Below are 26,637 nucleotides of genomic sequence, written 5' to 3' on the forward strand. Positions count from 1 at the left end.
GAACGATTAGCTGAATTCAGGGCCGTTCCAATTGGAGCGGCCTTTTTTTTGCACTCTTCGACGCTCTGGCCTAGGCGGAAGTCCCAGTCGCTGCCGCTCAGCCGTCATGGCAGCGCGTGCCTCCCGAAACAGTTCGCGTCGGCCTTGGCGTTGCTCCTGCTTACACACCCGAAAGGCATCGATGGTGTTGGCCGATTGAAGACATCGCTGCTTGGCTGCCAACAACGCTTTTTGCTGGTCCATGCTGCTCAGCTCCCAACGGCGCCGTACTTCAAACAACTGCTGCTTTTGCGCATCCGTCAGCGTTGATCGAACAGCACGCGACTGCATTGGAGACTCAGCCCATCCTGTAGCGGGGTGGAGAGCGGCGGCGGCAAATGCGGCACAAGGGATCACCAGATAACGCTTCCAAGGCTTCGGCGTAACCATGGGAATCATTCACAGAACGCACTCATGCTGAAAGCAAGCTTCCGTTGAAATCTGACCCACATGGGGCTCATGCATGACCGGATCTAACTGATCCAATCAGCCTTTGAGCCATAAACCCAACGAGAGCAGACCGGCTGCAGCAATCCAACTGCCCATCACCCGCACCGCGATTTTGACCGCTGGGCTTCGCATCACCACCACCTGGCCGCTGATCAGCACCGACAGCACAGCCACGGCAGTCACCACCCCGAGCATGTCGAGCGAGACCCCCTGGCGAACAGCCGGCATGGTGAAGCCATTCACCACACCAAACAACAAGCCAAAGCTGGTGACCAGCGAAGCGAACACAGCAGAACGGAGCTTCTGGGCGAGGGCCACCAACACCCCCACCACAGTCACCATCAACGTGGTGATGAGGCTCAGCGTTTGATCCAGGCCCCAAAGTTGGCCAACCGAACCACCGAGCCACCAGCTCACAGGCAACAGAGCAAGCAGTAAACGCCCTCCAGCTGCACCCTGCTGACCCGCCAACAGGGCCAGACCAAGAACCAGCAAGACATCCGCTGGAGTGATCAGGAGATGGGCGATGCCGTCATAAAAGCCACCGAAACCGGTCTCCATGAGATGGGCAAAAAGCAATGGCATCAGGAACCTCCGAGCTGCATTAAGGACCACACCCCCACCACGGCGATCACCCCCCCACAAGCCCGCTGCACCCCCCGGCCCCAGGGGAAGCGAGCTAGTTCACCGAGAGCAATACCCACCAAGTGCAGCAAGCCAGTCGCCACAACAAAAGCGAGGCTGAACAGCAGAGCATCCGCTCCATCGGGCAACTCCAGGCCATGGGCATAGCCATGAAAGAGGGCGAACAGCCCCACCAACCCGGCAGCGACCATCAAGGGCAAACGCTGCTGAAGCATCACCATCACCCCGAGCACCAATGCAGACAGAGCAATTCCCGTTTCCACACCCGGCAGGGGTAAACCCACCATTCCGGCCAAGCCGCCGAAGGCCATCACCATCGGGAAGGCCACGGGCAACAACCAAACGGCTGGCATCCCCAGGACAGCCCCCCAAAGACCAACAGCCACCATCGCCACCACATGATCCAATCCGGTGACGGGATGTAGTAGTCCAGCCATCACGCTGCCGGCGCCTCCTTCGGCGACATGGGCCTGCGCCGCCGGTGCCATCACCAAGGCCACCAGCGCTAACAGCACAAACCCATGCTTGAACAGCCTCCGCTGAGCCATCTCAAGCACCTCCACTGAGCATCGCCAGGGTGGTCTCGATCGTCCAATAGGCACCAGCACAGCCGATCGCCCAGGCCGGCAGGCGCTGCATCCAAAGCGGCCAGCGGATCTGCACCTGCCGGAAGCTGCGCTGCAGGCCCAGCACCAGCACCACAAAGACATCTTGGCCAATCTCAATCCCCACGTTGAACAGCAGCAACGCCAGCAGCAGCTCATGGTGCGGGAGACCCAGGTCCGCTAGCCCCCTGGCATATCCAAACCCGTGCAGAAGACCAAAAGCGCAGGCCAGAAGCCAGGGATGGCGCAGGGTGATGCTGGTGCGCCCGCGCCGAAAGCGGACCACTTCCGTGCCCATGAACAGGATCGAAAGGGCAATCGCAGCATTGAGAGGTGCCGCCGGAATCTGCACGATCCCCACCGCTGAAACCGACAAGGTGATGCTGTTGGCGAGCGTGAAGGCTGTGACCGTTTTCAGCAGCATCCAACCATCGCGCACGATCAGCACGAGACCGAGCAGTAACAACAGGTGATCGCCCCCCAGCAGGATGTGCTCGATCCCGAGACGCAAATAAGACCACGCCCCTGGTTGGGCATCGGCCTCGGAGGCGGTTGGAATCACAGCCGAGGGCCTTTCCGGCTGAATCAATAGGGTCTGGGGAGAGTCCGACTGCCATGCCTTCACCCGCAGCAGCACCTCGGTGCCGGCTCCTGCCAAGCCATCGATGCTGATGGCGCGTCCCTCGAGGGGCTCTCGGCAACGGAGCTGAGCGCGATACACCAAGGCCCGAGCCTCTCGCCTTGTGGCCCAATCGCCGTTGAGGGCGCAGTCGTCCGGGAAGCGAGGCGCAATCGGCAGTTCCTGACCCTGGAGCAAGGGCAACTTCCAGAGCATCTGGTAGTTGCTAGGCCCGCTGGCCTCGAGCTCCAGGAAGCCAGGAAAAAGGTCGTGAGCGGTCGCCCAACGCGGCAGCAGCAACGCCGCAACCAGCAATAAGGGAAGTAGAAAGCGACGCACCATGATCAGGGCTGCGGCATGCGCACGCTGTATTTCGCCAGCAGCTGGCGGTACAGCTCCTCCTGCTGGTCTTGACGCTGGTCAGCCTGCCAATCGCGTTGAACCGCATCAAGCACCTGTTCCAGAGGCGGAAGCGCCCCTGGCTTCACAGACGACACCCGCACAAGATGCATCCCATAGGCGGAGGGGATGGGCCCGACCCAACTGCCGCGCGGTTGCTCAAGCAAGGCATCGGTGAAGGTGGAGCCGAATTGGGCCACGAGTTCACTGCGACGTTCTTCGCTCCAACGGCTCTCAATCATCGCCAGAGGGTCGCCAAGGGCCGAGGGGTTCAAGCCTTGGCCCTTGCTATTGAGCTGGGCTTTGAAAGCTGCGGCGTCACGATTCAAGCGGTCACCGCGGCGGGCAGGGTCAAGAAACACCTGTTCAAAACTCACCAGCGGTTCACTGCGAAAGCTATCGGCATGGGCCATGAGATGGCCCTGCAACTCTTGATTGCTCGCCAGCGACAGCTTGAGCTCTCCCTCGTTCACAAACTCCATCTTCTGGCGCAGACGGCGGCGCACGATCGTGTCGTTGCGATCAAGACCGAGAGCCATCGCCTCCCGCACCAGCACCTCAGTGCGCACATGATCGTCAAACAGCCGCTGCAATTCCTCCTGGGAGGGAGGCCGTTGCCAGGTGCGCACGAACGCCTTCACCATCGTGGCCGCCTGCTCATCACTGACAACAATCTCCGCCGAGCCCTGACTCCCGCCAGGGCTCCAAAACGCCTGCAACCCGAACAGGGCGGCACCCACCATCAGAAAAGGGATGATGGGTTCCTTCAAGAGAAGGTGCAGGCGTTCGCGCCAGGACATCAGGCCGGGTTGTACCAAATAGGGCTGGTGTAGGCCCGTTCCTGACTGGTGTATGGAGCCTTGTCCGGCATCTCGTCGTAAAGGTTGAAATTCTTGCGGTCGTAGGCCAACCAGGTGGGTGTGGGGATTTCGAGCACACGCACGTAATAGAAAGCCTTTTGGCTGGGATCGAAGGAGGGATCGGTCCAATGGGCCGTGAGATTGGTGGCGCCAATGGTGTTGGTGTAGGTCGCTTCGCGCACGTTCACGCTGCTTCCAACCGAGGGGACCTTGCCGTCGGCACCGCGGGTGCGCTGGTCGGCGTCACTCCAAGAAACATCGAACACCTGCTCGTGGGTCTGACCAGACGCATCCAGCCAGCCTTTAACAATCTGAATGCGATCAAGGTTGGCGCCATCAGGATCTTTGCGGGCCTGGATGAGGAAGGAGGGGACCTGACCCTCGGCAGCCGCCATCAGATCACCACCCATGGGAACCCCCTTGGCACAGGCGGACTTCGCCCAGTCCGCGGAGTTGATCTCCTCACCGGTGTAGTCGTAGCCGCCGTACACCCGGGCGGTCAGGCGGGTGCCGCTGGTCCCGAAGACTTCCTTGCGGGCCATGGCATCCCAGAGCGCCGTCCGGCTGTTACCCGAGGCCCACACGCCTGCCAAACCGGATGCCCCGAGCTGAAGAGCGGTGAGGTCGAGGGACGCATCTTTCGACGACTTGATCAACACATCTTTCCAGCGCTCCGGGCTGGGCTCAAGGGCAGGAGATTTGCCCCACCAGTTGTCTTCCGCTGTGGAGGGAAGGCTGGAGTGCGAATCGGTGGAGCCGATCAAGCCAAACTTGAACGGATTCACCCCGAGCTCCTGTTCGAGCTGCAGGCCCCTCCGCAGGGCCTCTCGGGCGTACTCGTAGGGAATCATCTCCGGCGTGGTCGGCTTGATCCCGCCGAGGTTGGAGTTATCGACGATGTTGAAGTTGGCGAACTCATCCTCCGGCGACAGCAGTGGATGGGTCTCACCGGTGCCCTTCGCCTGCGTCACCTCGGTGATCGGCTCGAAGCGTTGACGCATGCGGGCGTAGTCCGCATCGATCGCCATCCGGCTCTTCTGGTGCTGCGGCAAGAACATCGTGCCGCTGGAGAGATTGCCGTTATGGGGAATGGCCAGCACCCGACCGCCGAGCTGCGACTCATAGGCCGCCATGAACGCCCACAGATCCTCGACATCTTCCGAATCGAAAGCGGAGAACGGCAGGATCCTGTCCGTCAGGGCTTTGTCGTCGCGGAAGATCACGACGCGGTGGAGATTGCCTCCGCCGGGCTGACTGGTCCACTCGTAGCCAATCAGGCTGGTGAAGGTACCGGGATTGTTGTAGCGCTCAGCCACCGCGTTGTTCATCTCCCAGACGCTGGTCAAGTAGGCGTCATTGGAGACGAGGGCCTCAGAGCCCTTGGCCATCCACTGCACAAGCAGATAAAAGGCCTCACGGCCCTTGCCTGCCTTGAGCAAGTCGTGAAGTTGCTGGCCTAACGACGACTTGAGCAGTTCCGGATTGGATGCTTCTAGTCCCTGCGCAAGACCGAGATTCTCGGAGTGGTCGGCGACCACCAGGAAATCGAGGGGGCGCTTAAGAGCTGCCTGCTGACCCGAATTACTCGTGACCGTTTCGCCGCGGGCAAAGCGGTACGCCTCATCGAGCCCGAGCTTGGTGCCCGCCAAACCCGCGTCCGGCGACAGAGCGGTGTGCAGATGGGTGTCCCCAAAGAAGGGACGGTTGCCAATGGCGCACTGGGCATCTGGCCCCGTCTGTGCTGACGCATTCGCTTTGCTCTCCAATGGAGAGATTGGCCCATTGGCGCAGGAGGCGAGCCCAGGCAGCAGGGCAAGCACGCCAGTGAGCGCTAAGGAGCGAAGTCGTCTGGCCACAAAGACCCCATTGAACTGTTGAGCCAGCCTCTTCAAAAACGGCGCCATTTCCTACCAAGAACAGACTCAACGCCACTGGATCTCGCACAATTGGGATCATCTTCATCGGATTGACCTCGTTCTTAATGCCCGGATCTCCGCTCATCGCTCCCGCCCAGCTGGCCGTGGTGGGGCTCGGCGCTCTGGGGCTACCCATGGCGATCAACCTGCGCGAAGCCGGCTACAGGCTTCATGTGCACACCCGCAGTCGAAGCGCGGAGAGCGATCCCAGCCTGCAAGCGGGTGACTCCTCAGCAGCGGCGGTCTGCTGCGATTCCCCCGCCGAAGCCGCCGGCGGCTGCCAGGCCCTGTTGCTTTGCGTCAGCGATGACGCCGCAGTGGAAGCGGTGCTCTGGGGAGATGGCGGAGCTGGCTATGCCCTCACACCTGGAAGCTTGGTGATCGATTGCTCCACGATCGCGCCAGCCACAGCGGAGGCGATGGCCAAGCGGCTGGCGGAACGCAACGTGCCCTATATCGATGCTCCTGTGACAGGAGGGACAGAAGGCGCCAAAGCCGGCACGCTCACCGTGCTCTGTGGTGGCGAAACGAACGCACTCGCGCAGGCCCGTCCTCTCTTGGAGGTGATCGGTGGCTCGATCCATCACTTCGGGCCCGTGGGAAGTGGCCAACAGGTGAAAGCGGTGAACCAGGTTCTGGTGGCCGGAAGCTATGCCGCTGTCGCAGAAGCGATCGCCCTGGGGCAACATCTCCAGCTCCCCATGGAACAGGTTGTAGCGGCACTCGTTGGAGGCGCTGCCGGATCGTGGGCCCTGCAACATCGTTCAGCGGCCATGCTTGCCGATCAATACCCGCTCGGCTTCAAGCTCGCTCTCCATCACAAGGATCTGAAGATCGCGCTCGATGCCGCCAAGGAACAGCAATTAGAACTTCCTATTACCCAACGTGTGCTTGAACAGGAGTCGGAACTGATGCAACAGGGACTCGGGAACGCCGATGTATCCGCCCTAAGGCGCTGCTACCCAGCGAATCCCAATCAAGGCTGAAGCTGACTTTTGTCATCCACCACACGCACCTGCTTGCTCACACTCACCACACCCTCGGGATGCACCAACAGAGCAGCCCAGGTTTGGATGCCCGGCTTGAACGGAGCTTGAACAGACTTGAACAGGCCGCCGCCGCCGAGGGGCTGGAGCTGGATATCAGGACTTTCCTGCCCCAACACCTGCTCAGGGGTGAGCGCGATCAAACCACCCGCCAACAGGGCATCACCCAAGGGCTTTTCCACCACCACATCCACGTCGTAGCGACTTCCGGTGAGGACGCTATCGGGGATGAGCAAACTGATCGGCAGTGACTCCTTGGCACTGGTCATCACCGATTGATCGCTCAGGATTTCCTGGTTGGTAATCAAGCCGCTCTCGGTGGTCACCGCGAGACGCTGATTGGCATAAAAGGAATAACTCAGGCCGTCCTGCTGGCGTCTGCCGCTCACACCGATCTGCATAGTCGAACGACCGTCTGATGTGGGAGTACCGGGCCTCACCGACCAGTTCAGCTGAGGAAAACGGCTGCTGAACTGGCGATAACGCTCCTCCAAACCACCAAATTGCTCAGGGGTAAATAGAGACCTCAGCGCTGCAACATTGCCTTCCGATTGATTGAGGGCGACTTCCAAGCGCTCACTTAAATCAAACGGAGCCTGGGTCACAGCCCGACCGGTCAAGGGCAAAGCCAGGGCGGAGCCAACCAGCAATGACACCAACGAGGCACGGAGAGCCCGTGACATAAAGAAAACCCTGAATCCAACTAAGTTAGGGCGCTCTTTCTCATCCCGCTCGCGCTCATGCCACGGCTTCTGATTGCTGCCAGCGGCACCGGCGGGCACTTGTTTCCAGCCCTCTCCGTTGCTGATGCCCTGCCGGAGCCATGGAGCGTGCGCTGGGTGGGCGTTCCCGACCGCCTGGAGACAAGCCTTGTTCCAGAGCGTTATCCCCTCACCACGGTGAAAGCCGGTGGATTGCAAGGTCGCGGACTGCGCAAACTCATCCAACTGATCCAATTGCTGGCCGCCAGCGGCGGCATCCGCCGCCTGATCCAAAGTGAACGCATCGATGCTGTCTTCACCACAGGCGGATACATCGCTGCACCAGCAATCCTGGCGGCACGGTGGTGCGGCATCCCCGTGGTGCTGCATGAATCCAATGCCATTCCCGGCCGGGTGACACGCTTGCTAGGACGCTTTTGCACCCGCGTTGCTGTTGGGCTTGAAGCTGCCGCACCACGCATCCCCGGCTGCCGTGCGGTGGTGACTGGCACCCCGGTGCGAGCTGCTTTTCTCCAGCAACACGCCCTTCCGACGTGGGTTCCTCCGGGCAACGGCCCCCTGCTTGTGGTGATCGGCGGAAGCCAAGGCGCTCTGGGGCTGAATCGGATGACGCGCGTGATCTTTCCCTCCCTACTCAATAGCGGCTGCCGCGTCGTGCATCTCACCGGCAGCAACGACCCTGATGTGGGTTGCATCGCACACCCCTTGCTGGTGGAGCGAGCGTTCAGCGATGAGATTCCAGCCCTGCTCCAACACGCCGACCTCGCCATCAGCAGAGCCGGTGCCGGCAGCTTGAGCGAACTTGCTGTGAGCGGAACACCCACCGTGCTGGTGCCCTTCCCCCAAGCCGCCGATCGCCATCAAGACGCCAACGCTGTGTGTGCCGCCGCCGTCGCTGCTGCCGTGATCGTGCATCAGCACGACCCGAGCGAGACGACTCTTCGCGACACGGTTTGGCGCCTGCTCGGATCCAGACTTCAAGGAGGCGATTCAGGCGCTAACCCACTGCCCGAGATGGGGCAGGCCATGCGCGAGCTTGGCGTAGAGGATGCGGATCAAAAACTCGTGACCCTGCTCGAAGACCTGGTGGCTGAAGCGCGCTGAAGCGCGCGAAGAATGCGTTGATTCCCTCTTCGGTCTTGCAAACCAATGCGCAACCATCGCTCCCCCAACCCTTGGAAAGAACGGCAATCCCGAAGCAAAACGCCCTGACGCGCTAGCTGCTCGCGCAGCTCCAGCAAGGACTGCTCACCTTGGATCAGCAAATAATTAGCCGCCGAGGGGTAGGTCTGGAATCCAGGGATGGCATCAAGTTGGGCCCGAAGCCAGGTGCCTTCCTGTTGCACCCACTGCTGAACGCGCCCTTGCCAACGCTGCAAGCCAACTGGGTCGTTCATCACAGCTACTCCAGCCGCAATCGCCAAGCCATTCACAGGCCAGGGATCTCTCCATCCATGCCATCGCTGCAGACGATCGGGTGCCGCCACGGCATAGCCAAGCCGCAAACCCGCAATCGCAAACAATTTCGTAAGACTGCGGATCACCACAAGATTGGGGTGATCTTCCACCAAAGGCAGTAGCGACTGATCTTCCCCCCCTGGCACCAGGGGCAGGAAGGCCTCATCACAGATCACCAGCGCGTATTGAGCCAGCAAGGGTTCCAACGAAGCACGGCTCCAAAGCTGACCGGTGGGGTTATGGGGATTGGTGATCCACACCACATCAGTCGTTGCCTTGAGCGAGGCCAGCGGAAAGGGTTGCGGCCAGCCATCGCCCCACACCAAAGGCAAGGGCAGCTCCTCGATCACGCCACCCCAACAGGCCAAAGCGCGGGAATAGTCAGCAAAACCGGGCTGCGGCACAGCATTACGACCGGTGGCGGTCGCATCACGAGCTGCCCAGGTGAACAATTCCGCGGCCCCATTCCCTGCGAGCACCTGCTCAGGATCTAGCCCATGCCATGAGGCGATCGCAGAGCGCAAATCAGCCTGAGCGCGGTCGGGATAATCACGCAGGGATGGGCCGTGAATGGCGGCAGCAAGAGCTCTACGCAGCGCGCGAGGCGGACGAAATGGCACCAACGAAGCGCTGGCATCCAGCAACTGGGAGGGCTTCATCCCCAGCCGCCGGGCTTCCTGGCTGAGATTGCCTCCATGGGGAGGAAGGCCGTTGCTCACGCCGACTGGTGCTGGATTCCCCCATCCTGCCCCGACTCCTCTCGGAGCCAAGGTCGACGCAGACCAAGAAGACCGATACAACGCTTTTACAACCAAGCAAGCCCACGTGTTGAAGCCGTCTCGCTGGATGCCCTTGCTGGGGTTATGGCTGATCGCCAGCCCCATGCAAGCGGAAAGCATGGATGACCTCATCAAGGTGCTCCAGGACGGCGAGTGCCGCAACTGCCGCCTAGCCGATGCCGACCTTGTGCATGCCGATCTTCGCGATGCCGATCTACGCGATGCGCGCTTGCAACGAGCCAATCTCGGCGAAGCCAAATTGGATGGGGCTGACTTGCGCGGAGCCAATCTCAGTTTCACCAGCTTGCGTGGGGCTTCCCTCCGTGGAGCCAATCTCGAAGGCAGCGTCCTGCATGGCACCGACCTGCGCGATGCCGATCTCAGTGGCGCTCGCCTGAGCCCCAATGCTTTGGAGGAGGCACATTGGCAAGGATCTAAGGGCATTACCAAAGGCATTCAAAGCCATGCCGCTCTACACAATGCCGGCGTGGAGGCTTCTCAATCAGGTCGTTGGTCTCAGGCTGAACAACTATTTGGCGCCGCAATTCTTCGTTCACCAGAGGAACCATTGAGCTGGGTTGCTCGAGGGATCAGTCGCAGTGAACAAGCAAAAGATGATCTAGCAAGTCAAGACTTCGGTTATGCCGCTTTGCTTTTTGAACAACAAGGAGCCAAGGATTGGGCAGAACAACTCAATCAAGCTTCGGACTCAATCGGCTCACGCCGCTACCAACAAAACAAAAAACAATCTGGGAATGGCGTAGGCAACCAACTTCTTCAAGGCACGATCAGCGGCCTCAGGATGCTTGCCCCATTGGCAGCGAAAGCTCTGATTCCACTTGGATTGGGAATTTAAATTTACAAGCCGAATTCAATCAGAATCCGCTCATTACTTGCTTAGCAGCAGGAAGACTCGGCTTATATCCATAGCCAAAGCGACCACCTTGTCGATCATTCATGATTCGTGGAGTAACCAGAATGACCAACTCACGCTTACTTCTATCCCCTGTAGAAGAACGGAAGAATTGACCGATCAAGGGCAAGTCGCCAAGGATCGGCCACTTACTGACTGCTTGAACGTCAGTATCAGAAATGACACCTGTAAGCACAAGAGTTTGGCCATCACGCACACGAACGCGTCCGGTATCAAGAGTACGACTATTAATTATGTCTACGTTGCCACAGTTTCCTGCAGGCTGCGAACCAATAGCGACCGATATCTCTGGAGAGAGAGAAAAAGAAACAAATCCATTATCATCAATTTTCTCCACTCTTGCTCCAAAAGTCAGCCCTGCGTTGTCGAAAGTCGGCTCACAGAATGAATTTCCATTCACATCCTGTTTTACGCTGTATCCAGTAATAAGTCGGCTGCCCACAGAAACAAGGGCTTCATTACTTTTCTCTCTTCCAATCTTTCCATCTGCAGAGATTTTCCCAGAGTCACTGCCAACGGACTTCTCATCTCCCTCTTGAAGAATCAAAGTAGGATTAGCCAAAACTTTAGTAGAACTTGATGTAATGCTGGCCCTTAAGAAATCAAAAAATTGATCCTCTGGATAACGGAAGCGGGTGGGAGAACTTAAAGAAGTTTTCCCGTCATCACTCTCAGTAATACCTGGCTGGAGAGGATTATCATACGTTCCAAAATCAGGTCGGTATGGACCAAGAGGCACTCCATTAATGGTCGTAGATGATCCAGGAAGAGGGAAGGATGCTTGAGGCTCATCCTTAAACGGCTCGCCACCGCTTAGAGATCCAGTCCCTGAGACGGGGGTGGTGTCAGCAGCTCCTGCATAGGTCCCTGGCAAGCCACCCTCAGGACTTCCTGGAGGCTTGTAGGCACCATAATTAGCAAGCAATTGTCCACTTTGACTCACAATAAATGCATTTCCAGAGCGGAAAGCAAAGCTATTAGAGATTTGAGAATCATTGTCCAAATTAATATCAAGGATCTGAACTGATAGCGCAACCTGCCTTTGACGGAGATCAATTTGCTTGAGGTAGCTTTCACCAACAGCAACAAGCCTTGAATCACCTACAAGAGTAATCGCCTGCAAACGAGAATCAGTGGTTCCAGAAAGCCCTCTTAAAGGCCCCATTGCTGATCCATATGTTTCAACGCTTGTAAGCGTTGACGTGCTAGCCGTAACGTTGGCTGTGCTGTTAGCTGGCGTTCCAGTTGATGCTGTTTCTTGAGATGTCAGCCGAGTGGTATTCACTTTGCTAATTGAAGCTCCCAAACTTGCCAGATAATCAGCAGCGGAGGCCGCGCTCGCCTGGTTCAGTCGGTACACCTTTGAGACTTGAGGCCCGAAGGTCTTTGCTGAGACCGCAGAACCAACCAGTAGGGTTTTGCCATCCAGCTTTCCCTGAAGTCCAGCTGCCAACAACACTCCGTTCAAGGCTCTGGAGTAAGTCTCATTTTGAAACGCTATTGACACCGAATTGGCAGTTGATACCGCATCGGGATCACGACCAGACTCAGCACTATCTGATACATAGACAAAGCCATAACCACCAAGCCTTGCCAAAGCCATCAAGGCATCTTTTGCTGGCGCATTATTAAGCGTGAGGGTTACCGGCGGCCCGCTCACATTCACGTAACTGCGGTTCTGCAACACCATGGTTCCCACTGCCATATCACCTAATGGCGGGGCAACGGCGCGAGGACGCAAGGGAGGGGCGTACTGGGCTTGGGGGACACGCCCTGGCGTGTTCAGATTGAGGCGACCTGTTTGCAAGGTGGGAGCAACGCCTAAACCTGAAAACTGGAGAATGAGATCCCGACCATCGGCACTGACCACAGGATCTTTCAAAGGACGGCCAGGACTAGGCGTGACCTTCAACGCGTAGGAGCTTCCGCTACCAACCAACGTGGCGGACTGAATTCCAGTAACTGGATCGGTGAGCCGCACCTGACCATTGCGCACCCCGGGCGCACCCCGAGTCTGCAAACTCCCTTCCCAAACTTGCCCATTCATGCGCTGCTGAAGCTGAGGCTGCGCTCCAACTCCTTCAATCACAAGTTCCACGCCTGCGTTGCCGCGGCGCAAGCGCAAGTTCATGGAGCCCTGGCTCTGAGCTCTGATCGCCCCAGCCCCTCCAAGCCCAAACACCACGTCGCATTCAGCGAGGGCAAGGCTGCCAATCAACGCCAATGGAATCAGCCGGGAGGGTCTCGAGGGGATGCCCACGCCTGATTCACAAACACTGTGAGCGGATGGTATCGAGCGAAACCCTTAGGAGCTAGCCCCAAAACACAGCATTTGGACGATCAGGATGGTGCCCTGACCCTGGACTGAGGAGCGGATTCAATCGGTTCTTTGGCGTCTTGATCCCCCTTAGTTGTCTTGTCAAAAAAGCTCAACCTGAGCTTGAGCTCGGTCAGCGGTGGGCCCGCAGGGGCCGCGTCGGCGTTGGTCTCTGGCGGGACGGCCTTGAGCTCTAGATCACTGGGCTGCACCAGGAGTTCCAGTTTCTCCATAGCGCGCAAGAACTGCAGCACTCCCACATAGGGGCCACTCACTTGCAGCAGCACCGCCGTTTTCTCATATCCCTTCATGTCTGGAGGGGCTTGGGCCTTGCCCTCACCTTCTTCCTCCTGATTGTTGGTTCCCTGCTCGGGAGGATCCGTCACACCAGGAGCTGCTGCAGCGGGCTCGTAGCGTTCGATCACCACACCCGTCTCCGCCGCCGTACGACTCAACTGAGTGAGGAAGGTCTCGATCTGGCCGCGGCCCGCCACCAAATTCACCACCAAATCTTGCTGTTGCTCGGCCGCCACAAGCTTTTGCTGCTCTTGCTTCGCCCGAGCTTCGATCAACGGCAGAGACTGCTGCTGCACTTTGAGCTCAGCGATTCGACGCGTCCGTTCCCCTGATGCCAGCCAATGGGGAAGTCCGGCAATCGCAAACACACCAGCACCGATCAGCACACCTACGAGGAGTGGGGTGCCGACCAACACCCGCTGACGGGTGAAGGAGTGCTGCCAAGGGCTGCCTGTTCCACTCAAGTTCGTCATAACTTCACCCCACGCTGTTCGATCAGGCGGTAGCGCTCTGCCAGGCCGATGGCTCCCAGCTCCTGAAGTTGGACCAGAGATAAGCGCACCTTCGGATTGAGCGCCCACTCCATGCTGAAAGTCACAGCAGGATCATCCCCGTCCTCCCTGGTGATCTTCATCACCTTGACGCCCTGTTCTCGGGTAATGGGAAGTTGAGACAGGGAGAGCGCAAAGGCATTGATGCGTTCCAGAGGCCCTGGATTGTCTCCGATCTGCACCCGACCAGATAGTTGAATTTGCGCTTCACCAACCGACAACTCCTGCAATTGAACGCCAACAGGCGTTACGCGTCGGAGCTGCTCCAACAGGGGAGATCCGCCGGGAAAAGCCACCAGCTGTTGCGCAATCCTGATGGTCTCCTTGTTCACCGCAGCGCTCTTCGTTCTTAGCCGCCTCATCTGGGCTTCTGCCGCTGTGAGCCGTTGTGCCAACGGCGCCAGCGACTCCAACTGCTGCTGCTGCTGCTGCCCCCGCCAGTTCAAGACAGCTGTCAAGACAAGGCTTATTAAAAGAGCAGCCCCACCCAGCAATGCACCCCGCCTGAGCAAAAGTCGGGCAGGAACATACGGGTCGGGCTGAGCAGGCAAGCCCAACTCGATGCGCCGCTCTCGGAGCAAATCAACGGGCGCTTCTACATGCTTCCTCACGACTTGTTCTCCGCGGGAGGAGCCCTCAAGGCCAACTGAAGCAGTGACATCTCACCATCGGAAACAAGCGGGCCATGGAGACCCGCACCATGACCTTCCTGCCAACGTCCCTTCCAGCTTGGCCCCGCTGTAATCCACCAGCTGCGCCTAACACCGATCTGCCGTTGTTTCTGGTCCCATGCATCGAGAAGGAACAACACCTCATCTCTGACAGATGGGAGCTGCGTGGCTTTCAAGGCAACATCCAGTTCAGGCAGTCCCTCGCGCAGCAACACAAGACGCCAAATCCCTTCGGACTCAATTAACCAAACCCACTCTCCCTCAAGTGATGCGTTGAGAGCCTGCAGGGCTCGCCAAGCAGCAACCAAAAGCCACTCCGCTTGGCAGAGATTGAGATCTGCTGACGCCACCGTATCGATCCAGGCCTGCAGGATCAACCGATCAGCGCCCACAACAATCGCCATATGCCTGTCGGTCAATGCGGTCAATGCGACATAGGACTCCTGCCATTGCAGCGGCCAGGTCATCTCGGGCGCAAGCGCTCGCAGGGAAGTGGCATCACCCAGACCAGCAGCACCCTCCAACAATCGCCAGTCGCAAATCGGCAGAGGCAGCAACAGTTCCAACTCCACAGACACAGAGGAAATGCCCTGTTCGATCAGCAGATCCGCAACCATCTCAGCCAGCACCTCGCGTTGAAGCGGCACCCCTCCCTGACAAAGATCCGGAGGAAGATCGGTAGTGATGATGCGCTGCTCACCCTGTTCCCACCACGCCAAACTCAGAACACGATCAGAAGCAGCAAGAACCACTCGCCGCCGAGTGAGCAAGCCGGTGATCTGAACCAGCAGGCCATCGAGGGCAGGGAAGCGATCACGCAGATCAGCCAGCTCCAAGTTCTGCTCCTCGATGCGTCATAAAGGATGTGCAGGAAGCGTATCGACTACTTCCAGGGCGCGCCGCTTCCGATCGCCTCACTCAGATGGCGAAAGCCATGGAGATCGAGCTGGCTGATCAAACCCTCCAGGATGCGCGGAACCAAATCGGGACCTTCAAAAATCCAACCGGTGTAGAGCTGCACGAGAGAAGCGCCAGCAGCAATGCGTTCCCAGGCCGCCTCGGCCGATGAGATTCCCCCCACTCCAATCAACGGCAAAGCCGGACCGGCGCTGGCACGCAGTCGCCGAATCACCTCTACAGCGCGATGGCGCAGAGGGTCACCGCTGAGGCCACCCGCCTCTTCCGCAAGGGTTCGGCCGGTCTGCACGATGAGCCGCTGTCCCAAGCCCAGTCGATCCAGACTGGTATTGACAGCGATGACGCCAGCCAAGCCCTCCTCGTAGGCCAATCGAGCGATGCCATCAATGGCATCATCTTCAAGATCCGGCGCGATCTTCACCAGCAGGGGCGGGCAAGCTGGCAGCCGACGCAAGCGCTCAACCAAACGACGCAATTGCGTTGAATCCTGCAGATCTCGCAAGCCAGGAGTATTGGGAGAGCTCACATTGATCACGGCGTAGTCCGCCATGGGCGCAAGACATTCCAATGACGCGGCGTAGTCATCAGGGGCCTGGTCCAGAGGCGTGAGTTTCGACTTCCCAAAATTGATCCCAAGCACCGCTGGGCGATGACCTGGCGCCGGCAACGCCTGCCGCTCAAGGGTGCGTTGCATCGCCTCAGCACCGTTGTTGTTGAACCCCATGCGATTAAGAGCAGCCCGTTCCGCGGCTAAACGAAACAGACGGGGCCTGGGGTTGCCTGGTTGACCATGCCAAGTGACGGTGCCCACTTCGGCAAATCCGAACCCAAAGCAATCCCACACCCCAGCGGCAACTCCGTTTTTATCGAACCCCGCCGCCAAACCCACTGGATTGCTGAATCGACAGCCAAACAAAACTTGCTCAAGTCGCAGATCCCGACGTTGAAGCTCCGTGGTCACACCATCCAGCACGGAGGAGATCCCAGGCCAACGACGGCGCAAGCTCACCTGAGCGAGAGCCTGCAACGCCGTTTGGCTGAGCTGTTCGGCATCCACCCCATCATCCCGGGACAATTGCGGACCCAACCAGCGCCGATAAAAACCAGCGGTGGATAACACCCCGGGGGATGACGCATCAGCCATCTGGGCTCCTAGGTCTGTTTCGATCCTGACGGATCGCGTCGCAACCGCCAACGATCAGTCTCTACAGGCTCCACCAGCCAGTCACGCCATCGCCAAGAACCTTGTCGTTCTGCCAGACGATTGAGGGGCTGCTCCACCAACTGAGCCAACTCCACAGCCGATAACGCATACCCTCCGGATGCCAAGCGATCAGCCAATTCCATGCGTGTGAGGAGCTTCTGCAGGGACACCGGTGCGGCATCCACCACGAGCTCAGGTTGAGAAGCTGAACGTTGGGCAGCTGAAGCTGGAGGCGTTTGCTTCCGTCCTTTGGAGTAGGCCACAGCAATTTGATCCACCCGGTCGTTGTCCGGGTCTCCGCTGTGACCTTTCACATAGCTGAGCGGCACCTCAGCAAGCCGAGCCTGATCCAGCGCCTGCCAAAGGTCCTGATTGAGCACTGGCTTGCCTGCCGCAGTGCGCCAGCCCTTGCGCTTCCAACCGGGCATCCAACTGCCGAGTCCGTCGATCAAATATTTGCTGTCGGTGCGCAGGGTGAGATCCGGATGAAGGGGCAATTCAGCCAAGCGTTGCAAGGTGGCAAGCGCCGCCTGTAACTCCATACGGTTGTTGGTCGTGGCAGGATCCGCACCGCCAAATTCCTCCACGCTGCCGTCCTCGAAACGAATCAACGCACCCCAACCGCCTGGGCCTGGATTACCACTACAGGCACCATCGGTGGCTGCAGCCACGACGCGACCACGTCCATCAGGTCCATCAGCCATTGATTCCACCACCGGATGTTCGGTACAACAGGTCGTTGTTCTCCAATTTGGAGCCCCCGTTTATGCGGCGAACCTACCTCCGGCGGCTCCTTCTGAGCGGAACAGCAGTGATGTTGGCGGCCAGTTCCTCTGCGCTGCCTGGGTGGACTCGTTCGCTGTTTGACAGCAAGCCCCTCAAGCAAGACCAGTTTGCGATCCTGGCCCGCGCCGTTGGCCGAGACGGTTGGAAACTCTTGGTCCTTGAGCAGATCAAAGCCCGTCCACTTTGTTGGAAAGATCAAGCCGATGGATTGGTTGAACCATCGCTGAACAGCTTTGATTTCACAGGCATTTGCAGCCGATATCTCGACAGCAATGGCTACTCACTGCGTACAGCAGGAGAAGACACAAAAAAATCCGTTCGCTTACGGCTTCGGCAAGGGCGCAATGGACTCGAGCTTCACGCATTAGACCCCAACCGCAACACAGCCGTTGTGGTGGCCACGGCCAGACAAGCCAGACGCAACAAAAATGCTTTCGTCAAGCTCAAACTGGAGCCGGGTTGGCAACTTGAGCGTCGGGCCTATCAAGGGCGAACCCTGAGCCACGTGTATTTCGCCAACAGTGACTCGTTAAATCAATTAATAGCGAAGGCCTCAAAGCGTCCCAGCCCTTCGGTGCGGATGTCGACAGTGGCCGGATTGCCGAGGGCACCAAGACCACCATCCTCGTATGCCGGCAAAGGGCCCATCCCGCTCGAAGTCATTCCATTCCGCCCCTGAACAAAGCATTGAGGACAGTTGGATGAGCGACATCCTGCAATCACCCCAGCCAAGCAATTCTGCCTAGGTTCATGCTGTGAGGAGTGCTGTACGCCTCTTCAGGGTCGAAACAAGGAAAGACTCCTGAATGCGTTGTTCTTAAAAAGCCTTGCCTTTGGCAGGGTTTTTTTATTGGCGAACAGCAGCCCGCGTTACGCCATAAAAAAGCCGGCTTAAAAAACCGGCTCGGGAGAATCGATTGAGTGGAGCGCTGATGCTTAAAAGCAGGGGCTCCAATAGATCACTTGATGGTGACCTTGCCACCCACCTCTTCGATGGCCTTTTTCAAGGCTTCAGCGTCATCCTTGGAGACACCTTCCTTGATGGCCTTTGGAGCAGCCTCGACCATGGCCTTTGCATCGCCCAGGCCGAGACCTGTGGCTTCGCGAACAGCCTTGAGCACTTTGATCTTGGCGGCAGCATCAAAGCTTTCCAGCACAACATCAAATTCGGTCTTCTCTTCAGCCGCTTCACCACCACCGGCAGCGCCAGGAGCAGCCATCACTACACCAGCAGATGCAGCAGCAGACACACCAAAAGCGTCCTCGATTTGCTTGACAAGCTCGGAAGCTTCAAGCAATGAGAGCTTTTTCAGTGATTCAAGAATTTCGTCGGTTTTTGCAGACATGATTGGGAATCAGCAACAGATCAGGAAAAAAAAGTGAGGTCGAAGACGTTCAGCTTTCGCCGCTATCGGCGTGCTGCTTGAGCGCTCTTGCAAGACCGGATGGAACCTCGTTGACACCCACAGCAACCTTGGTGGTAACTGCGTTGATGGCGCCTGCGATCTGGGCCATGAGTGCTTCCTTGGAAGGAAGTTCCCCAATAGCTTTGATCTCATCCTGAGACAGAAGCTTGCCTTCAAAAAGGCCGCCCTTAGTCTCGGATTTTTTCGTCTCTTTCTGGAAAGCTTGAACAGCTTTACAAGCACCGCCAACATCACCCTTAATGAGGATGAAAGCGTTGGTGCCACTCAGAAGAGAGTCGAGGCTTGACCAGACACTGTCGCCATCAATGGCACGACGCATCAAGGTGTTTTTAGTCACCTTGCAAACGCCGTTGCTGGCCTGCAGACGAGTCCGCAAATCAGACATTTCCTTGATGGAGAGGCCCTGATAATCCAGGACCAGTGCCATTTCGGCCTCGCCAAGAAGCTGTTTAAGCTCCTCGACGATCTGTTGCTTGCTCTCCAGAGTGCGGCCCATAGGGATTAGATCGGAGGAACAAGCTGGACACGCGGACGTTCAGTGCTCCCGAGGGAGACGAGGCCGCGTGTCGATCCAACCCAATGGGAAAAAATCGTCGCATTTTCCTCGGCAGGGCTTATGAAACATGCTCAACGCTGTTGAGATGGAACAACCTGCTGTCTTAGGCCGGGCGCGTGCCCGTGGACTGGCTATTGCCAGTCCACAAATTTACATCACTGTGTTCAAGCTTCCTGCTCGATGTCCTGCAGCAAAGCGATATCAACTTCGACAGAAGGTCCCATCGTGGATGTGACATACAAACTTTTCCAGTAACGACCTTTAGCGCCACTGGGCTTGTTGCGATCAATGGTTTCCTGCAAGGTCTTGAGGTTTTCCAACAAGGCCTCAGCCGTGAAACTTGCTTTGCCAAAGCGGACGTGGACAATTCCGGTGCGATCAGCACGGAATTCAAGCTTGCCTGCCTTGAATTCCTGAATCGCTCCAGCCAAATCGGTGGTAACCGTTCCGGCTTTGGGATTAGGCATCAAGCCCCGTGGACCAAGAACACGACCCAATTTGGCCACCTTCGGCATCATGTCCGGGGTCGCGATCAGAAGGTCGAAATTCATTTCGCCCTTGGAGATGGCCTCAACAAGGTCCTCATCACCAGAAAGTTCAGCGCCGGCGGCCTTGGCCTCAGCAACTTTTTCACCGCGGGTGATCACCGCGATACGAACGGTCTGACCCGTTCCCTGAGGAAGCGCAACCGTCGTCCGCAGTTGCTGGTCGGTGTATTTGGGATCGATACCAAGGCGCACATGCGCCTCCATGGTTTCGTCAAATTTGGCGTTGGCGTTCTCTTTCACCAACTGAATGGCTTCAAGAGGCTGATAGGCACGGTCCTCGATTTTGGTAACGAGGCTGGCCAGGCGTTTGGAAAGTTTTGGCATGTCAGGTGTGGGGTTCAAGCGGCACTGAGGCCTCCCCCGAAATCAGTGAACGGAACAAACAACGAACGCAATGCGTTCAGTCGCTAACGGCAACACCCATGTTGCGGGCGGTGCCTTCAATGATGCGCATGGCCGACTCAACGCTGGAGCAGTTGAGGTCGGGAAGCTTGGTCTTGGCAATCTCCTCAAGTTGGGAGCGATTGATGGAGCCAACACTGCCCTTAGCGGACTCACCGGAACCCTTTTGAATTCCAGCGGCCTTGGTAATCAGAACCGAGGCAGGCGGAGTTTTGGTGATGAAGGTGAAACTGCGGTCTTCGAAAACCGAAATTTCAACCGGAATCACATATCCGGCCTTGTCCTGGGTGCGAGCGTTGTACTCCTTGCAGAACGCCATGATGTTGACCCCGTGCTGACCGAGGGCAGGACCCACCGGCGGTGCGGGGTTGGCTTTGCCGGCCTGAAGGGCCAGCTTGATCACAGCTACGACTTTCTTGGCCATCGGCAAGCGGAGTTAAACATCTGCGGATCACCGACCCCGGAGGGCGGTGCGGCGAAATGGCGAACCATCTCTAAGGCCGTCCTCCGCAGGAAACGGCCGCCGAATCAATCAGTTCTGTTTACTGATTTGAGAAAACTCAAGTTCAACTGGGGTTTCTCGACCAAAGATCGATAACAACGCTTTTAGCTTGCTGCGTTCCCCAGACACTTCGATGACCTCTCCTTGGAAGTCTTTGAAAGGACCAGCGGTCACAAGAATTTGATCGCCCTCTGCGAGATCGACTTTGACAACCGTCTTCTTCTCGGCGGCGCGCTTGAAAATCCGATCCACCTCCTGACGACTGAGGGGACGGGGCTTGATATGGCCCCGGGCCTTGCCGGTGGCACGACGGTCTTCCGCACCAACAAAATTGATGACGTTTGGCGTGCTTCTCACCGCCATCATCGTGTCTTCATCAAGGACCATCCGGACCAACACGTAACCCGGGAAAACTTTCTCCTCGGTGGATTGACGACTGCCGTCTTTTTTAACTTTGATCGCCGGTGTCTCAGGAATCTCGATTTCAAGGATGCGAGTACTCACCCCCAGCGTCACGGCGCGCTGCTCAAGGGTGGCCTTGACCTTTTTCTCACAGCTTGAGGCCACCTGCACCGCGTACCAACGGGCAACGGATGTACGTGCAGGCATCGACTCAAGCGTGCCGTCCTCTCCCTCATTGGGCGCTGGCAGATCAAGCACCTCGGTGCTCTCCTGCTGGGTGGTTTCGAGGTCAGACACGGATGCGGACGAACAATTGGGACAAAGGCGATCTGTTGCAAAAGCAACAGATCAACGGAACACCTGAGAAGCGGCCCAACCGTAGAAACGGCTGAGGGCTGAGATAGCCGCGGCCGAAAGGCTCACCATCAAGATCACAGCCACTGATTCACTGAATAGCTGCTGACGGCTGGGCCAGACCACCAACTTCAGCTCTTCAAAAGTGGCAGCTAAAAAACCACCCCTTCGGCCTGTTTCAGCCGGTGTTTGCGGGGAAGCTGTTTCGGTGTCCTCGGAAGTAGGGCTGGTCACGAATCTTGCGATGCCGGAACTGACGCCGGTGCCTTGGGCACGTGACGGCAAACAAGCATCCTACTGGACGCTTAACAAGCATTTATTCAGCTTCGAATCGAAACGCTTCCGTCGAGGTGTCTCCGGAGTAGACCCGAACCGCCTGAGCCCCGTTGAATCGCTCTTCAAGCAATTCGGTCGCCAGCGGATTTTCGATGCGACGGCGCAGCACCCGACGCAATGGCCTGGCCCCATATTCCGGCTCATAGCCCAGGGTCGCCAATTCATGCGCCACCGCATCATCCACCCGCAGTTCAAGTCCTTGTTCGGCCAGCAAGCTGGCTAGATCGGCGAGCTGCAAACGCACAATCCGTTCCAGGTCTTCCACTCCAAGCGGACGGAAGCGAATCACTTCATCGATCCGATTCAAAAACTCTGGTCTGAAATGGTGAGCCAATGCACTCTCCACTGCGGCGTCTAGCGCCTGAGCTGCTCCGGACGCATCCCCCGATTGGGCTTGCCTGGCCGAATCGAGAATGGCCCTGCTGGCCAAATTGCTGGTCATCACCACCACGGTGTGGCGGAAGTCAACGGTGCGGCCCTGCGAGTCGGTGAGCCGTCCATCGTCAAGCACTTGCAGCAGCACGTTGAACACATCCGGATGGGCTTTCTCCACTTCATCCAGCAGCAACAGCGCGTAGGGACGCCGGCGCACAGCCTCGGTGAGCTGGCCGCCCTCCTCGTAGCCCACATACCCCGGAGGAGCACCAAGCAAGCGAGCCACGGCATTGCGCTCCATGAACTCACTCATATCCAGGCGAATGAGGGCCTCCTCCTCATCGAACAACAGAGCTCCAAGCGCTTTCGCGAGCTCCGTCTTGCCCACTCCTGTCGGTCCTAAAAACAAGAATGAGCCCACCGGACGGCGTGGATCTTTCATGCCAGCACGGGCACGACGAATAGCCGCTGCAACAGCCTGCACCGCCTCCGGCTGGCCAATCACCCGTTCAGCAAGACGCTGCTCAAGTTCCAACAGCTTTTGACGCTCACCAGCGAGAAGACGCTGGATCGGAATCCCAGTCCAACGCGCCACAACATCAGCAATATCAGCCGCCTCCACCTGTTCTCGCAACAGGGCAGACCCTTCCTCTTGTGCCTCATTCAGCGACTGTTCAAGATCGGCGCGGCGTTGCTGAACGCGATGCAATTGGTCGTACTGAAGACGGGCAGCCTCCTCCAAATTTCCATCTCGTTCTGCTTCGGCCATGGCATGGCGGAGGTCTTCATCGTCCTGGAGCAACTGACGCAACTCCTCCAGCTGCTCTCGTTCCGCCTGCCAACGCTCCCGGAGCTGACTCAGACGGTCCGACGCCTCAAGACGATTGCGCTGAAGCTGAACCCGCTCCCCTTCTGGTGCCTGCTCCGCAGCGAGAACCGCCAACTCCACTCGGCGTAGCTCAGCCTCTGCATCCTCTACCACCTGAGGCTTGGAGGTCACATCCATTTTTAACTGAGCGGCAGCTTCATCGATCAAATCGATCGCCTTATCCGGCAAACAGCGGTCACTGATGTAGCGATCCGCCAACCGGGCTGCCGCCAGCACCGCCTCATCGGTGATGGTCACCCCGTGATGCAACTCGTAGCGCTCCTTCAAGCCCCGGAGGATATCCACGCTGAGTTCTATCGATGGCTCCTGAATCGGCACCTTCTGAAAGCGCCTGTTCAAAGCCGGATCCTTTTCCACGGTGCGGCGATAGTCCTCTGGAGTGGTGGCGGCGATACAACGCAACTCCCCGCGTGCCAGGGCTGGCTTCAACAAACTGGCTGCATCCGCACTAGATCGATCACTGTTCACCACGGTGTGGAGTTCATCAATGAACAGCACAACGGCCGCTTCCGGGTCGCTCACCTCATCAAGAACGGCCCGAAGGCGTTCCTCAAACTGACCGCGAAACTTGGCTCCGGCGATCAAGGCACCTCCATCCAGGGCAACAAGCCGCAAACCCTGCAGTGATTCAGGGACCTCACCAGCAACGATCCGTTGCGCCAGGAGCTCTGCCACCGCGGTTTTACCGACGCCAGGCGCACCAATCAGCACAGGGTTGTTTTTGCCGCGTCGGGACAGCACCTTGATCAAGCTGCGAATCTCGCCATCCCTGCCGATCACGGGATCGAGCAGTCCAGCGGCCGCAGCAGCGGTGAGGTCACGGCCGTAGCTCTCCAGCGCAGACGGCTCGCTGATCAGCTCATCAGACCGATCGATTCCATCGCCCTGGGGCGGAGGCGAGATAGCCGTTTGCCCCTGCCGTAACTGAGTTGAAGACTGTCTCGCGGAAAGCTGTTGAACTGGCGGCATCTGCGCAGAAGGCATCTGCGCTGCGGACCTTTGCGCTGGAGGCATGGAGGCAGGGGCGGCTGCCGCTGCCGGAGGACGAGATCTTGGGGGAGGAGGCGCGACAACGCTTGAAGCTGACCGATCTGGAGCACGGGTCAGTTCTGCTTCAAGGCGATCGGCGGGCAGTCCAAATTGAGCAAACAAGTCTGCGCCCACGCGAGGGTCTCGCCCCATCGCAATCAAGAGATGGGAGACATCGATCAAGCGGGAGCCCCAGAGCGAGCGCACCCGATCCGCCTCCTCCAGCAAGAATTCGAGATCCTCTCCCACGAACAGATCCTCGCCCCGAGCCATAGGCTGCTCAGCCAGAAAGCCCTCGAGGCGATCGAGTAGTCGGTCCATCGGGAGAGGCAAGGCCCCAACAACCCTGCGATAGCGCTCATCGCTGAAGAGCACCTGCAGAAGATGCTCAACATCCAGATCCTCGTGACGCCAACGACGGGCCACATCCTGCCCAGACAGCAACAGCTCCCAAGCATCGTCACTAAAACGATCAGGCTCTGAAGTCAGGCTGTTCGGAGGTTCAAGGCTGGTGCGGGAGGTGGAAGTCATGGGGTTGGGGCGTGATTAGGCCGCGTCTGATCGGGAGGAGAGCTGAATGAGTTCCACCTTGTAGCCATCTGGATCGTCTACGAAAGCAATCACGGTGTTGCCATGTTTCATCGGACCAGGCTCACGGACAACCCGCCCTCCTTTTTCTGCAATGGCAGTACAAGCCGAATAAATGTCATCGAGACCAAGAGCGATGTGGCCATAGCCATCACCAAGGGCGTATTCCTCTGTATCCCAGTTGTGGGTCAGCTCCAGAACGGTGTTGTCACGCTCATCTCCATATCCCACAAACGCAAGCGTGAAACGACCGGATGGATAGTCCTTACGACGCAGCAATTGCATCCCCAAGACCTCGGTGTAAAAGCGGATTGATCGCTCCAAATCGCCCACTCTGAGCATGGTGTGAAGCATGCGCATGCTGATGATTCCGCCTGTTCTGTCCACATGCTGCCAAAACGCAAAGAGACACGGCAGCGGGCGTTCCATAGGATCAGTTCAGTCTTGTCTCCACCGCCCGTGCTCGATTCCCTCGATCTCGTCATCGACACCATCGTGGCCAGGGAGGTCTTGGATTCCCGTGGAAACCCCACGGTGGAAGCAGAAGTCTTGCTGGAAGGCGGTGCCAGTGGCCGCGCCATTGTCCCCAGTGGAGCCAGTACCGGCGCCCATGAAGCCCATGAGCTGAGGGACGGTGGGGAGCGCTACATGGGTAAAGGCGTCACCAAAGCGGTGGATCACATCGAAGATCGGATTGCTCCCGCGCTCTGTGGCCTATCGGCTCTGGATCAGGCCAGCGTGGACGCAGCCATGATTGAACTCGACGGCAGCGACAACAAATCCGGCTTGGGGGCCAATGCCATCCTCGCGGTGAGCATGGCCACGGCTCGCGCCGCGGCCAACGGCTTAGGCCTGCCTCTCTATCGCTATCTCGGAGGTCCGATGGCAACGCTGCTGCCGGTGCCTTTGATGAATGTGATCAATGGAGGCGCCCATGCCGCCAACAACTTGGATTTCCAAGAGTTCATGCTCGTTCCGCACGGCGCACCCAACTTCAGAGAAGCGCTGCGGATGGGCACTGAGGTGTTCCACACCCTGAAAAACCTGCTCAGCGAACGTGGCATGAGCACCTCCGTGGGCGATGAAGGCGGCTTCGCTCCTGATCTCGGCAATGAGGAAGCCGGAGAGATCCTGGTCCAGGCCATCCAGAAAGCTGGATACAAGCCAGGGGATCAAATTTCGCTGGCGCTCGACGTCGCGAGCACCGAGTTTTACGCCGATGGCCGCTATGCATTTAGTGGTGGCAGTTATTCCAGTGCCGAGATGGTGGACCAGCTGGAACAACTCGTGAATCGCTTCCCGATCATTTCGATTGAGGACGGCCTCGCAGAAGATGACTGGGATGGTTGGGCCCTACTGACCGAGCGCCTCGGCAAACGGGTTCAACTCGTTGGAGATGACCTGTTTGTTACCAATACCAAACGCCTGCAGCGGGGCATTGATGCCAATACCGCTAATTCGATCCTGATCAAGGTGAATCAAATTGGCTCACTGACAGAAACGCTTCAAGCCATCGACCTGGCTGGTCGGTCTGGATACACCAGCGTGATCAGCCACCGCAGTGGCGAAACAGAAGACACAACGATTGCTGATTTAGCTGTCGCCACGCGCGCAGGCCAGATCAAAACTGGTTCGCTGAGCCGCAGTGAGCGCGTGGCCAAATACAACCAGCTGCTGCGAATTGAGGACGAGCTCGGCAATCAAGCCGTGTATGCCGGCGCAACAGGCCAAGGGCCAAGAGGTCGCGACTAAGTCAGACCAACACTTTCCCCTTTCGCGGGACTCCAGCGGATCACTGGGTCACTGCTTGCGCGGCTGACCCACCAGAGCGATGCGCACCTCAATGGAGTGGGACAGACAAGGCAAAGATCAACGACTCAGGCAATATTTAGTGGCACCAATTGACAGCAGATAGGAGCGACTTCTTCCTTGATTCAGCTGTCAGCGTGCAAACCAGAAGGAAGCACGAGTTTGAGCTTGCAGAAGAGGCTGGTGACGCAATGAAATCTCTGA

The 26,637-nt window shown here is 58.1% G+C and carries 28 protein-coding genes; 5 read left to right on the forward strand and 23 right to left on the reverse strand.

Annotated elements, in window-relative coordinates; genetic code table 11:
• Positions 1-6 precede the first annotated feature (6 nt).
• From SynMVIR181_RS12185 to SynMVIR181_RS13355, 7 genes are all read right to left on the reverse strand, one after another.
• Positions 7-429 carry a hypothetical protein gene (locus SynMVIR181_RS12185; protein WP_186589413.1) on the reverse strand — a complete coding sequence of 141 codons (423 nt, stop codon included), beginning with the start codon at positions 427-429 and terminating at the stop codon, positions 7-9.
• A gap of 96 nt (positions 430-525) precedes the next feature.
• Positions 526-1,074, reverse strand: a complete 549-nt coding sequence (locus SynMVIR181_RS12190; RefSeq protein ID WP_186589414.1) for a HupE/UreJ family protein — start codon at positions 1,072-1,074, stop codon at positions 526-528.
• Positions 1,074-1,682, reverse strand: a complete 609-nt coding sequence (locus SynMVIR181_RS12195) for a HupE/UreJ family protein (protein ID WP_186524066.1) — start codon at positions 1,680-1,682, stop codon at positions 1,074-1,076. Before SynMVIR181_RS12195 ends, SynMVIR181_RS12190 begins: the two co-directional genes overlap by 1 nt.
• A 1-nt stretch (position 1,683) precedes the next feature.
• Positions 1,684-2,700 carry a HupE/UreJ family protein gene (locus SynMVIR181_RS12200; RefSeq protein ID WP_255444306.1) on the reverse strand — a complete coding sequence of 339 codons (1,017 nt, stop codon included), beginning with the start codon at positions 2,698-2,700 and terminating at the stop codon, positions 1,684-1,686.
• Between the two features lie 2 nt (positions 2,701-2,702).
• Positions 2,703-3,557: a peptidyl-prolyl cis-trans isomerase gene (locus SynMVIR181_RS12205; protein ID WP_186589415.1), complete on the reverse strand. Its 855-nt coding sequence runs from the start codon at positions 3,555-3,557 to the stop codon at positions 2,703-2,705.
• Positions 3,557-5,266 carry a DUF3604 domain-containing protein gene (locus SynMVIR181_RS12210; RefSeq protein WP_255444307.1) on the reverse strand — a complete coding sequence of 570 codons (1,710 nt, stop codon included), beginning with the start codon at positions 5,264-5,266 and terminating at the stop codon, positions 3,557-3,559. Before SynMVIR181_RS12210 ends, SynMVIR181_RS12205 begins: the two co-directional genes overlap by 1 nt.
• Positions 5,238-5,579, reverse strand: coding sequence for a hypothetical protein (locus SynMVIR181_RS13355; protein WP_255444308.1), 342 nt, complete (start codon positions 5,577-5,579; stop codon positions 5,238-5,240). Before SynMVIR181_RS13355 ends, SynMVIR181_RS12210 begins: the two co-directional genes overlap by 29 nt.
• A gap of 19 nt (positions 5,580-5,598) precedes the next feature.
• Here SynMVIR181_RS13355 and SynMVIR181_RS12215 point away from each other — a divergent pair, with 19 nt between their 5' ends.
• Positions 5,599-6,519 carry an NAD(P)-dependent oxidoreductase gene (locus tag SynMVIR181_RS12215; RefSeq protein WP_186589417.1) on the forward strand — a complete coding sequence of 307 codons (921 nt, stop codon included), beginning with the start codon at positions 5,599-5,601 and terminating at the stop codon, positions 6,517-6,519.
• Here SynMVIR181_RS12215 and SynMVIR181_RS12220 read toward each other — a convergent pair.
• Positions 6,510-7,262 carry a hypothetical protein gene (locus SynMVIR181_RS12220; protein ID WP_186589418.1) on the reverse strand — a complete coding sequence of 251 codons (753 nt, stop codon included), beginning with the start codon at positions 7,260-7,262 and terminating at the stop codon, positions 6,510-6,512. The two genes, SynMVIR181_RS12215 and SynMVIR181_RS12220, sit on opposite strands and share 10 nt — an antisense overlap.
• 57 nt (positions 7,263-7,319) lie before the next feature.
• Here SynMVIR181_RS12220 and SynMVIR181_RS12225 point away from each other — a divergent pair, with 57 nt between their 5' ends.
• Positions 7,320-8,405, forward strand: coding sequence for a glycosyltransferase (locus SynMVIR181_RS12225; protein WP_186589419.1), 1,086 nt, complete (start codon positions 7,320-7,322; stop codon positions 8,403-8,405).
• On the opposite strand, the gene cobD is transcribed toward SynMVIR181_RS12225, so the two are convergent.
• Complete coding sequence (cobD, locus tag SynMVIR181_RS12230; protein ID WP_186589420.1) at positions 8,357-9,478, reverse strand: threonine-phosphate decarboxylase CobD; 1,122 nt, start codon at positions 9,476-9,478, stop codon at positions 8,357-8,359. The two genes, SynMVIR181_RS12225 and cobD, sit on opposite strands and share 49 nt — an antisense overlap.
• Here cobD and SynMVIR181_RS12235 point away from each other — a divergent pair.
• On the forward strand, positions 9,471-10,394 hold the full coding sequence (locus SynMVIR181_RS12235) for a pentapeptide repeat-containing protein (RefSeq protein WP_370593852.1): 924 nt from the start codon (positions 9,471-9,473) through the stop codon (positions 10,392-10,394). The two genes, cobD and SynMVIR181_RS12235, sit on opposite strands and share 8 nt — an antisense overlap.
• A 19-nt stretch (positions 10,395-10,413) precedes the next feature.
• Here the strand turns inward: SynMVIR181_RS12235 and SynMVIR181_RS12240 are convergent, their stop codons facing one another.
• The 6 genes from SynMVIR181_RS12240 to SynMVIR181_RS12265 all read right to left on the reverse strand — a co-directional run bounded on the left by SynMVIR181_RS12240 (position 10,414) and on the right by SynMVIR181_RS12265 (position 17,134).
• The gene (locus SynMVIR181_RS12240; protein WP_370593853.1) at positions 10,414-12,732 is read right to left on the reverse strand and encodes a hypothetical protein; all 2,319 of its coding nucleotides are present in this window, start codon (positions 12,730-12,732) and stop codon (positions 10,414-10,416) included.
• A gap of 80 nt (positions 12,733-12,812) precedes the next feature.
• Positions 12,813-13,559 (reverse strand): hypothetical protein, encoded by a 747-nt coding sequence (locus SynMVIR181_RS12245; RefSeq protein WP_186589421.1) that lies wholly within the window; start codon positions 13,557-13,559, stop codon positions 12,813-12,815.
• Positions 13,556-14,248, reverse strand: a complete 693-nt coding sequence (locus SynMVIR181_RS12250; protein WP_186589422.1) for a PilN domain-containing protein — start codon at positions 14,246-14,248, stop codon at positions 13,556-13,558. Before SynMVIR181_RS12250 ends, SynMVIR181_RS12245 begins: the two co-directional genes overlap by 4 nt.
• The gene (locus SynMVIR181_RS12255) at positions 14,245-15,144 is read right to left on the reverse strand and encodes a hypothetical protein (RefSeq protein WP_255444309.1); all 900 of its coding nucleotides are present in this window, start codon (positions 15,142-15,144) and stop codon (positions 14,245-14,247) included. Before SynMVIR181_RS12255 ends, SynMVIR181_RS12250 begins: the two co-directional genes overlap by 4 nt.
• A 47-nt stretch (positions 15,145-15,191) precedes the next feature.
• Positions 15,192-16,370, reverse strand: coding sequence for a quinone-dependent dihydroorotate dehydrogenase (locus SynMVIR181_RS12260; RefSeq protein ID WP_186546037.1), 1,179 nt, complete (start codon positions 16,368-16,370; stop codon positions 15,192-15,194).
• Positions 16,371-16,378: 8 nt separating this feature from the next.
• The gene (locus SynMVIR181_RS12265; protein ID WP_186589423.1) at positions 16,379-17,134 is read right to left on the reverse strand and encodes a ribonuclease H; all 756 of its coding nucleotides are present in this window, start codon (positions 17,132-17,134) and stop codon (positions 16,379-16,381) included.
• A gap of 62 nt (positions 17,135-17,196) precedes the next feature.
• Between SynMVIR181_RS12265 and SynMVIR181_RS12270 the strand changes: the two genes are divergently transcribed.
• Positions 17,197-17,895: a DUF3747 domain-containing protein gene (locus SynMVIR181_RS12270; RefSeq protein ID WP_186589424.1), complete on the forward strand. Its 699-nt coding sequence runs from the start codon at positions 17,197-17,199 to the stop codon at positions 17,893-17,895.
• A 280-nt stretch (positions 17,896-18,175) separates the two neighbouring features.
• Here SynMVIR181_RS12270 and rplL read toward each other — a convergent pair whose 3' ends face one another.
• From rplL to gloA, 8 genes are all read right to left on the reverse strand, one after another.
• Positions 18,176-18,562 carry a 50S ribosomal protein L7/L12 gene (rplL, locus tag SynMVIR181_RS12275; RefSeq protein ID WP_186589425.1) on the reverse strand — a complete coding sequence of 129 codons (387 nt, stop codon included), beginning with the start codon at positions 18,560-18,562 and terminating at the stop codon, positions 18,176-18,178.
• A gap of 49 nt (positions 18,563-18,611) precedes the next feature.
• Positions 18,612-19,139: a 50S ribosomal protein L10 gene (rplJ, locus tag SynMVIR181_RS12280; RefSeq protein ID WP_186589426.1), complete on the reverse strand. Its 528-nt coding sequence runs from the start codon at positions 19,137-19,139 to the stop codon at positions 18,612-18,614.
• 224 nt (positions 19,140-19,363) lie between these two features.
• Positions 19,364-20,071 (reverse strand): 50S ribosomal protein L1, encoded by a 708-nt coding sequence (gene rplA / locus SynMVIR181_RS12285; protein ID WP_186524079.1) that lies wholly within the window; start codon positions 20,069-20,071, stop codon positions 19,364-19,366.
• A gap of 76 nt (positions 20,072-20,147) precedes the next feature.
• Positions 20,148-20,573 (reverse strand): 50S ribosomal protein L11, encoded by a 426-nt coding sequence (gene rplK, locus SynMVIR181_RS12290; RefSeq protein ID WP_186524080.1) that lies wholly within the window; start codon positions 20,571-20,573, stop codon positions 20,148-20,150.
• A 108-nt stretch (positions 20,574-20,681) separates the two neighbouring features.
• Positions 20,682-21,350: a transcription termination/antitermination protein NusG gene (gene nusG / locus SynMVIR181_RS12295; RefSeq protein ID WP_186524081.1), complete on the reverse strand. Its 669-nt coding sequence runs from the start codon at positions 21,348-21,350 to the stop codon at positions 20,682-20,684.
• Between the two features lie 51 nt (positions 21,351-21,401).
• The gene (gene secE / locus SynMVIR181_RS12300; protein WP_048347450.1) at positions 21,402-21,641 is read right to left on the reverse strand and encodes a preprotein translocase subunit SecE; all 240 of its coding nucleotides are present in this window, start codon (positions 21,639-21,641) and stop codon (positions 21,402-21,404) included.
• Between the two features lie 82 nt (positions 21,642-21,723).
• On the reverse strand, positions 21,724-24,567 hold the full coding sequence (locus SynMVIR181_RS12305) for an ATP-dependent Clp protease ATP-binding subunit (protein WP_186589427.1): 2,844 nt from the start codon (positions 24,565-24,567) through the stop codon (positions 21,724-21,726).
• Positions 24,568-24,582: 15 nt separating this feature from the next.
• Entirely contained in the window at positions 24,583-24,984 is a 402-nt protein-coding gene (gloA, locus tag SynMVIR181_RS12310) for a lactoylglutathione lyase (RefSeq protein WP_186519771.1), read from the reverse strand.
• A 99-nt stretch (positions 24,985-25,083) separates the two neighbouring features.
• Between gloA and eno the strand changes: the two genes are divergently transcribed.
• Positions 25,084-26,376, forward strand: a complete 1,293-nt coding sequence (gene eno, locus SynMVIR181_RS12315) for a phosphopyruvate hydratase (RefSeq protein WP_186590677.1) — start codon at positions 25,084-25,086, stop codon at positions 26,374-26,376.
• Positions 26,377-26,637: the final 261 nt, after the last annotated feature.

The sequence above is a fragment of the Synechococcus sp. MVIR-18-1 genome (assembly GCF_014279835.1).
Classification (GTDB): Bacteria; Cyanobacteriota; Cyanobacteriia; order PCC-6307; family Cyanobiaceae; genus Synechococcus_C.

What these genes read in the sequence shown, in the direction of transcription:
- SynMVIR181_RS12185 (WP_186589413.1), bottom strand. Translation starts at nt 429, where the DNA reads ATGGTTACGCCGAAGCCTTGGAAGCGTTATCTGGTGATCCCTTGTGCC.
- SynMVIR181_RS12190 (WP_186589414.1), bottom strand. Translation starts at nt 1,074, where the DNA reads ATGCCATTGCTTTTTGCCCATCTCATGGAGACCGGTTTCGGTGGCTTT.
- SynMVIR181_RS12195 (WP_186524066.1), bottom strand. Translation starts at nt 1,682, where the DNA reads ATGGCTCAGCGGAGGCTGTTCAAGCATGGGTTTGTGCTGTTAGCGCTG.
- SynMVIR181_RS12200 (WP_255444306.1), bottom strand. Translation starts at nt 2,700, where the DNA reads ATGGTGCGTCGCTTTCTACTTCCCTTATTGCTGGTTGCGGCGTTGCTG.
- SynMVIR181_RS12205 (WP_186589415.1), bottom strand. Translation starts at nt 3,557, where the DNA reads ATGTCCTGGCGCGAACGCCTGCACCTTCTCTTGAAGGAACCCATCATC.
- SynMVIR181_RS13355 (WP_255444308.1), bottom strand. Translation starts at nt 5,579, where the DNA reads ATGAAGATGATCCCAATTGTGCGAGATCCAGTGGCGTTGAGTCTGTTC.
- SynMVIR181_RS12215 (WP_186589417.1), top strand. Translation starts at nt 5,599, where the DNA reads ATGCCCGGATCTCCGCTCATCGCTCCCGCCCAGCTGGCCGTGGTGGGG.
- SynMVIR181_RS12220 (WP_186589418.1), bottom strand. Translation starts at nt 7,262, where the DNA reads ATGTCACGGGCTCTCCGTGCCTCGTTGGTGTCATTGCTGGTTGGCTCC.
- SynMVIR181_RS12225 (WP_186589419.1), top strand. Translation starts at nt 7,320, where the DNA reads ATGCCACGGCTTCTGATTGCTGCCAGCGGCACCGGCGGGCACTTGTTT.
- SynMVIR181_RS12245 (WP_186589421.1), bottom strand. Translation starts at nt 13,559, where the DNA reads ATGACGAACTTGAGTGGAACAGGCAGCCCTTGGCAGCACTCCTTCACC.
- SynMVIR181_RS12260 (WP_186546037.1), bottom strand. Translation starts at nt 16,370, where the DNA reads ATGGCTGATGCGTCATCCCCCGGGGTGTTATCCACCGCTGGTTTTTAT.
- SynMVIR181_RS12265 (WP_186589423.1), bottom strand. Translation starts at nt 17,134, where the DNA reads ATGGCTGATGGACCTGATGGACGTGGTCGCGTCGTGGCTGCAGCCACC.
- SynMVIR181_RS12270 (WP_186589424.1), top strand. Translation starts at nt 17,197, where the DNA reads ATGCGGCGAACCTACCTCCGGCGGCTCCTTCTGAGCGGAACAGCAGTG.
- rplL (WP_186589425.1), bottom strand. Translation starts at nt 18,562, where the DNA reads ATGTCTGCAAAAACCGACGAAATTCTTGAATCACTGAAAAAGCTCTCA.
- rplJ (WP_186589426.1), bottom strand. Translation starts at nt 19,139, where the DNA reads ATGGGCCGCACTCTGGAGAGCAAGCAACAGATCGTCGAGGAGCTTAAA.
- rplA (WP_186524079.1), bottom strand. Translation starts at nt 20,071, where the DNA reads ATGCCAAAACTTTCCAAACGCCTGGCCAGCCTCGTTACCAAAATCGAG.
- rplK (WP_186524080.1), bottom strand. Translation starts at nt 20,573, where the DNA reads ATGGCCAAGAAAGTCGTAGCTGTGATCAAGCTGGCCCTTCAGGCCGGC.
- SynMVIR181_RS12305 (WP_186589427.1), bottom strand. Translation starts at nt 24,567, where the DNA reads ATGACTTCCACCTCCCGCACCAGCCTTGAACCTCCGAACAGCCTGACT.
- gloA (WP_186519771.1), bottom strand. Translation starts at nt 24,984, where the DNA reads ATGCGCATGCTTCACACCATGCTCAGAGTGGGCGATTTGGAGCGATCA.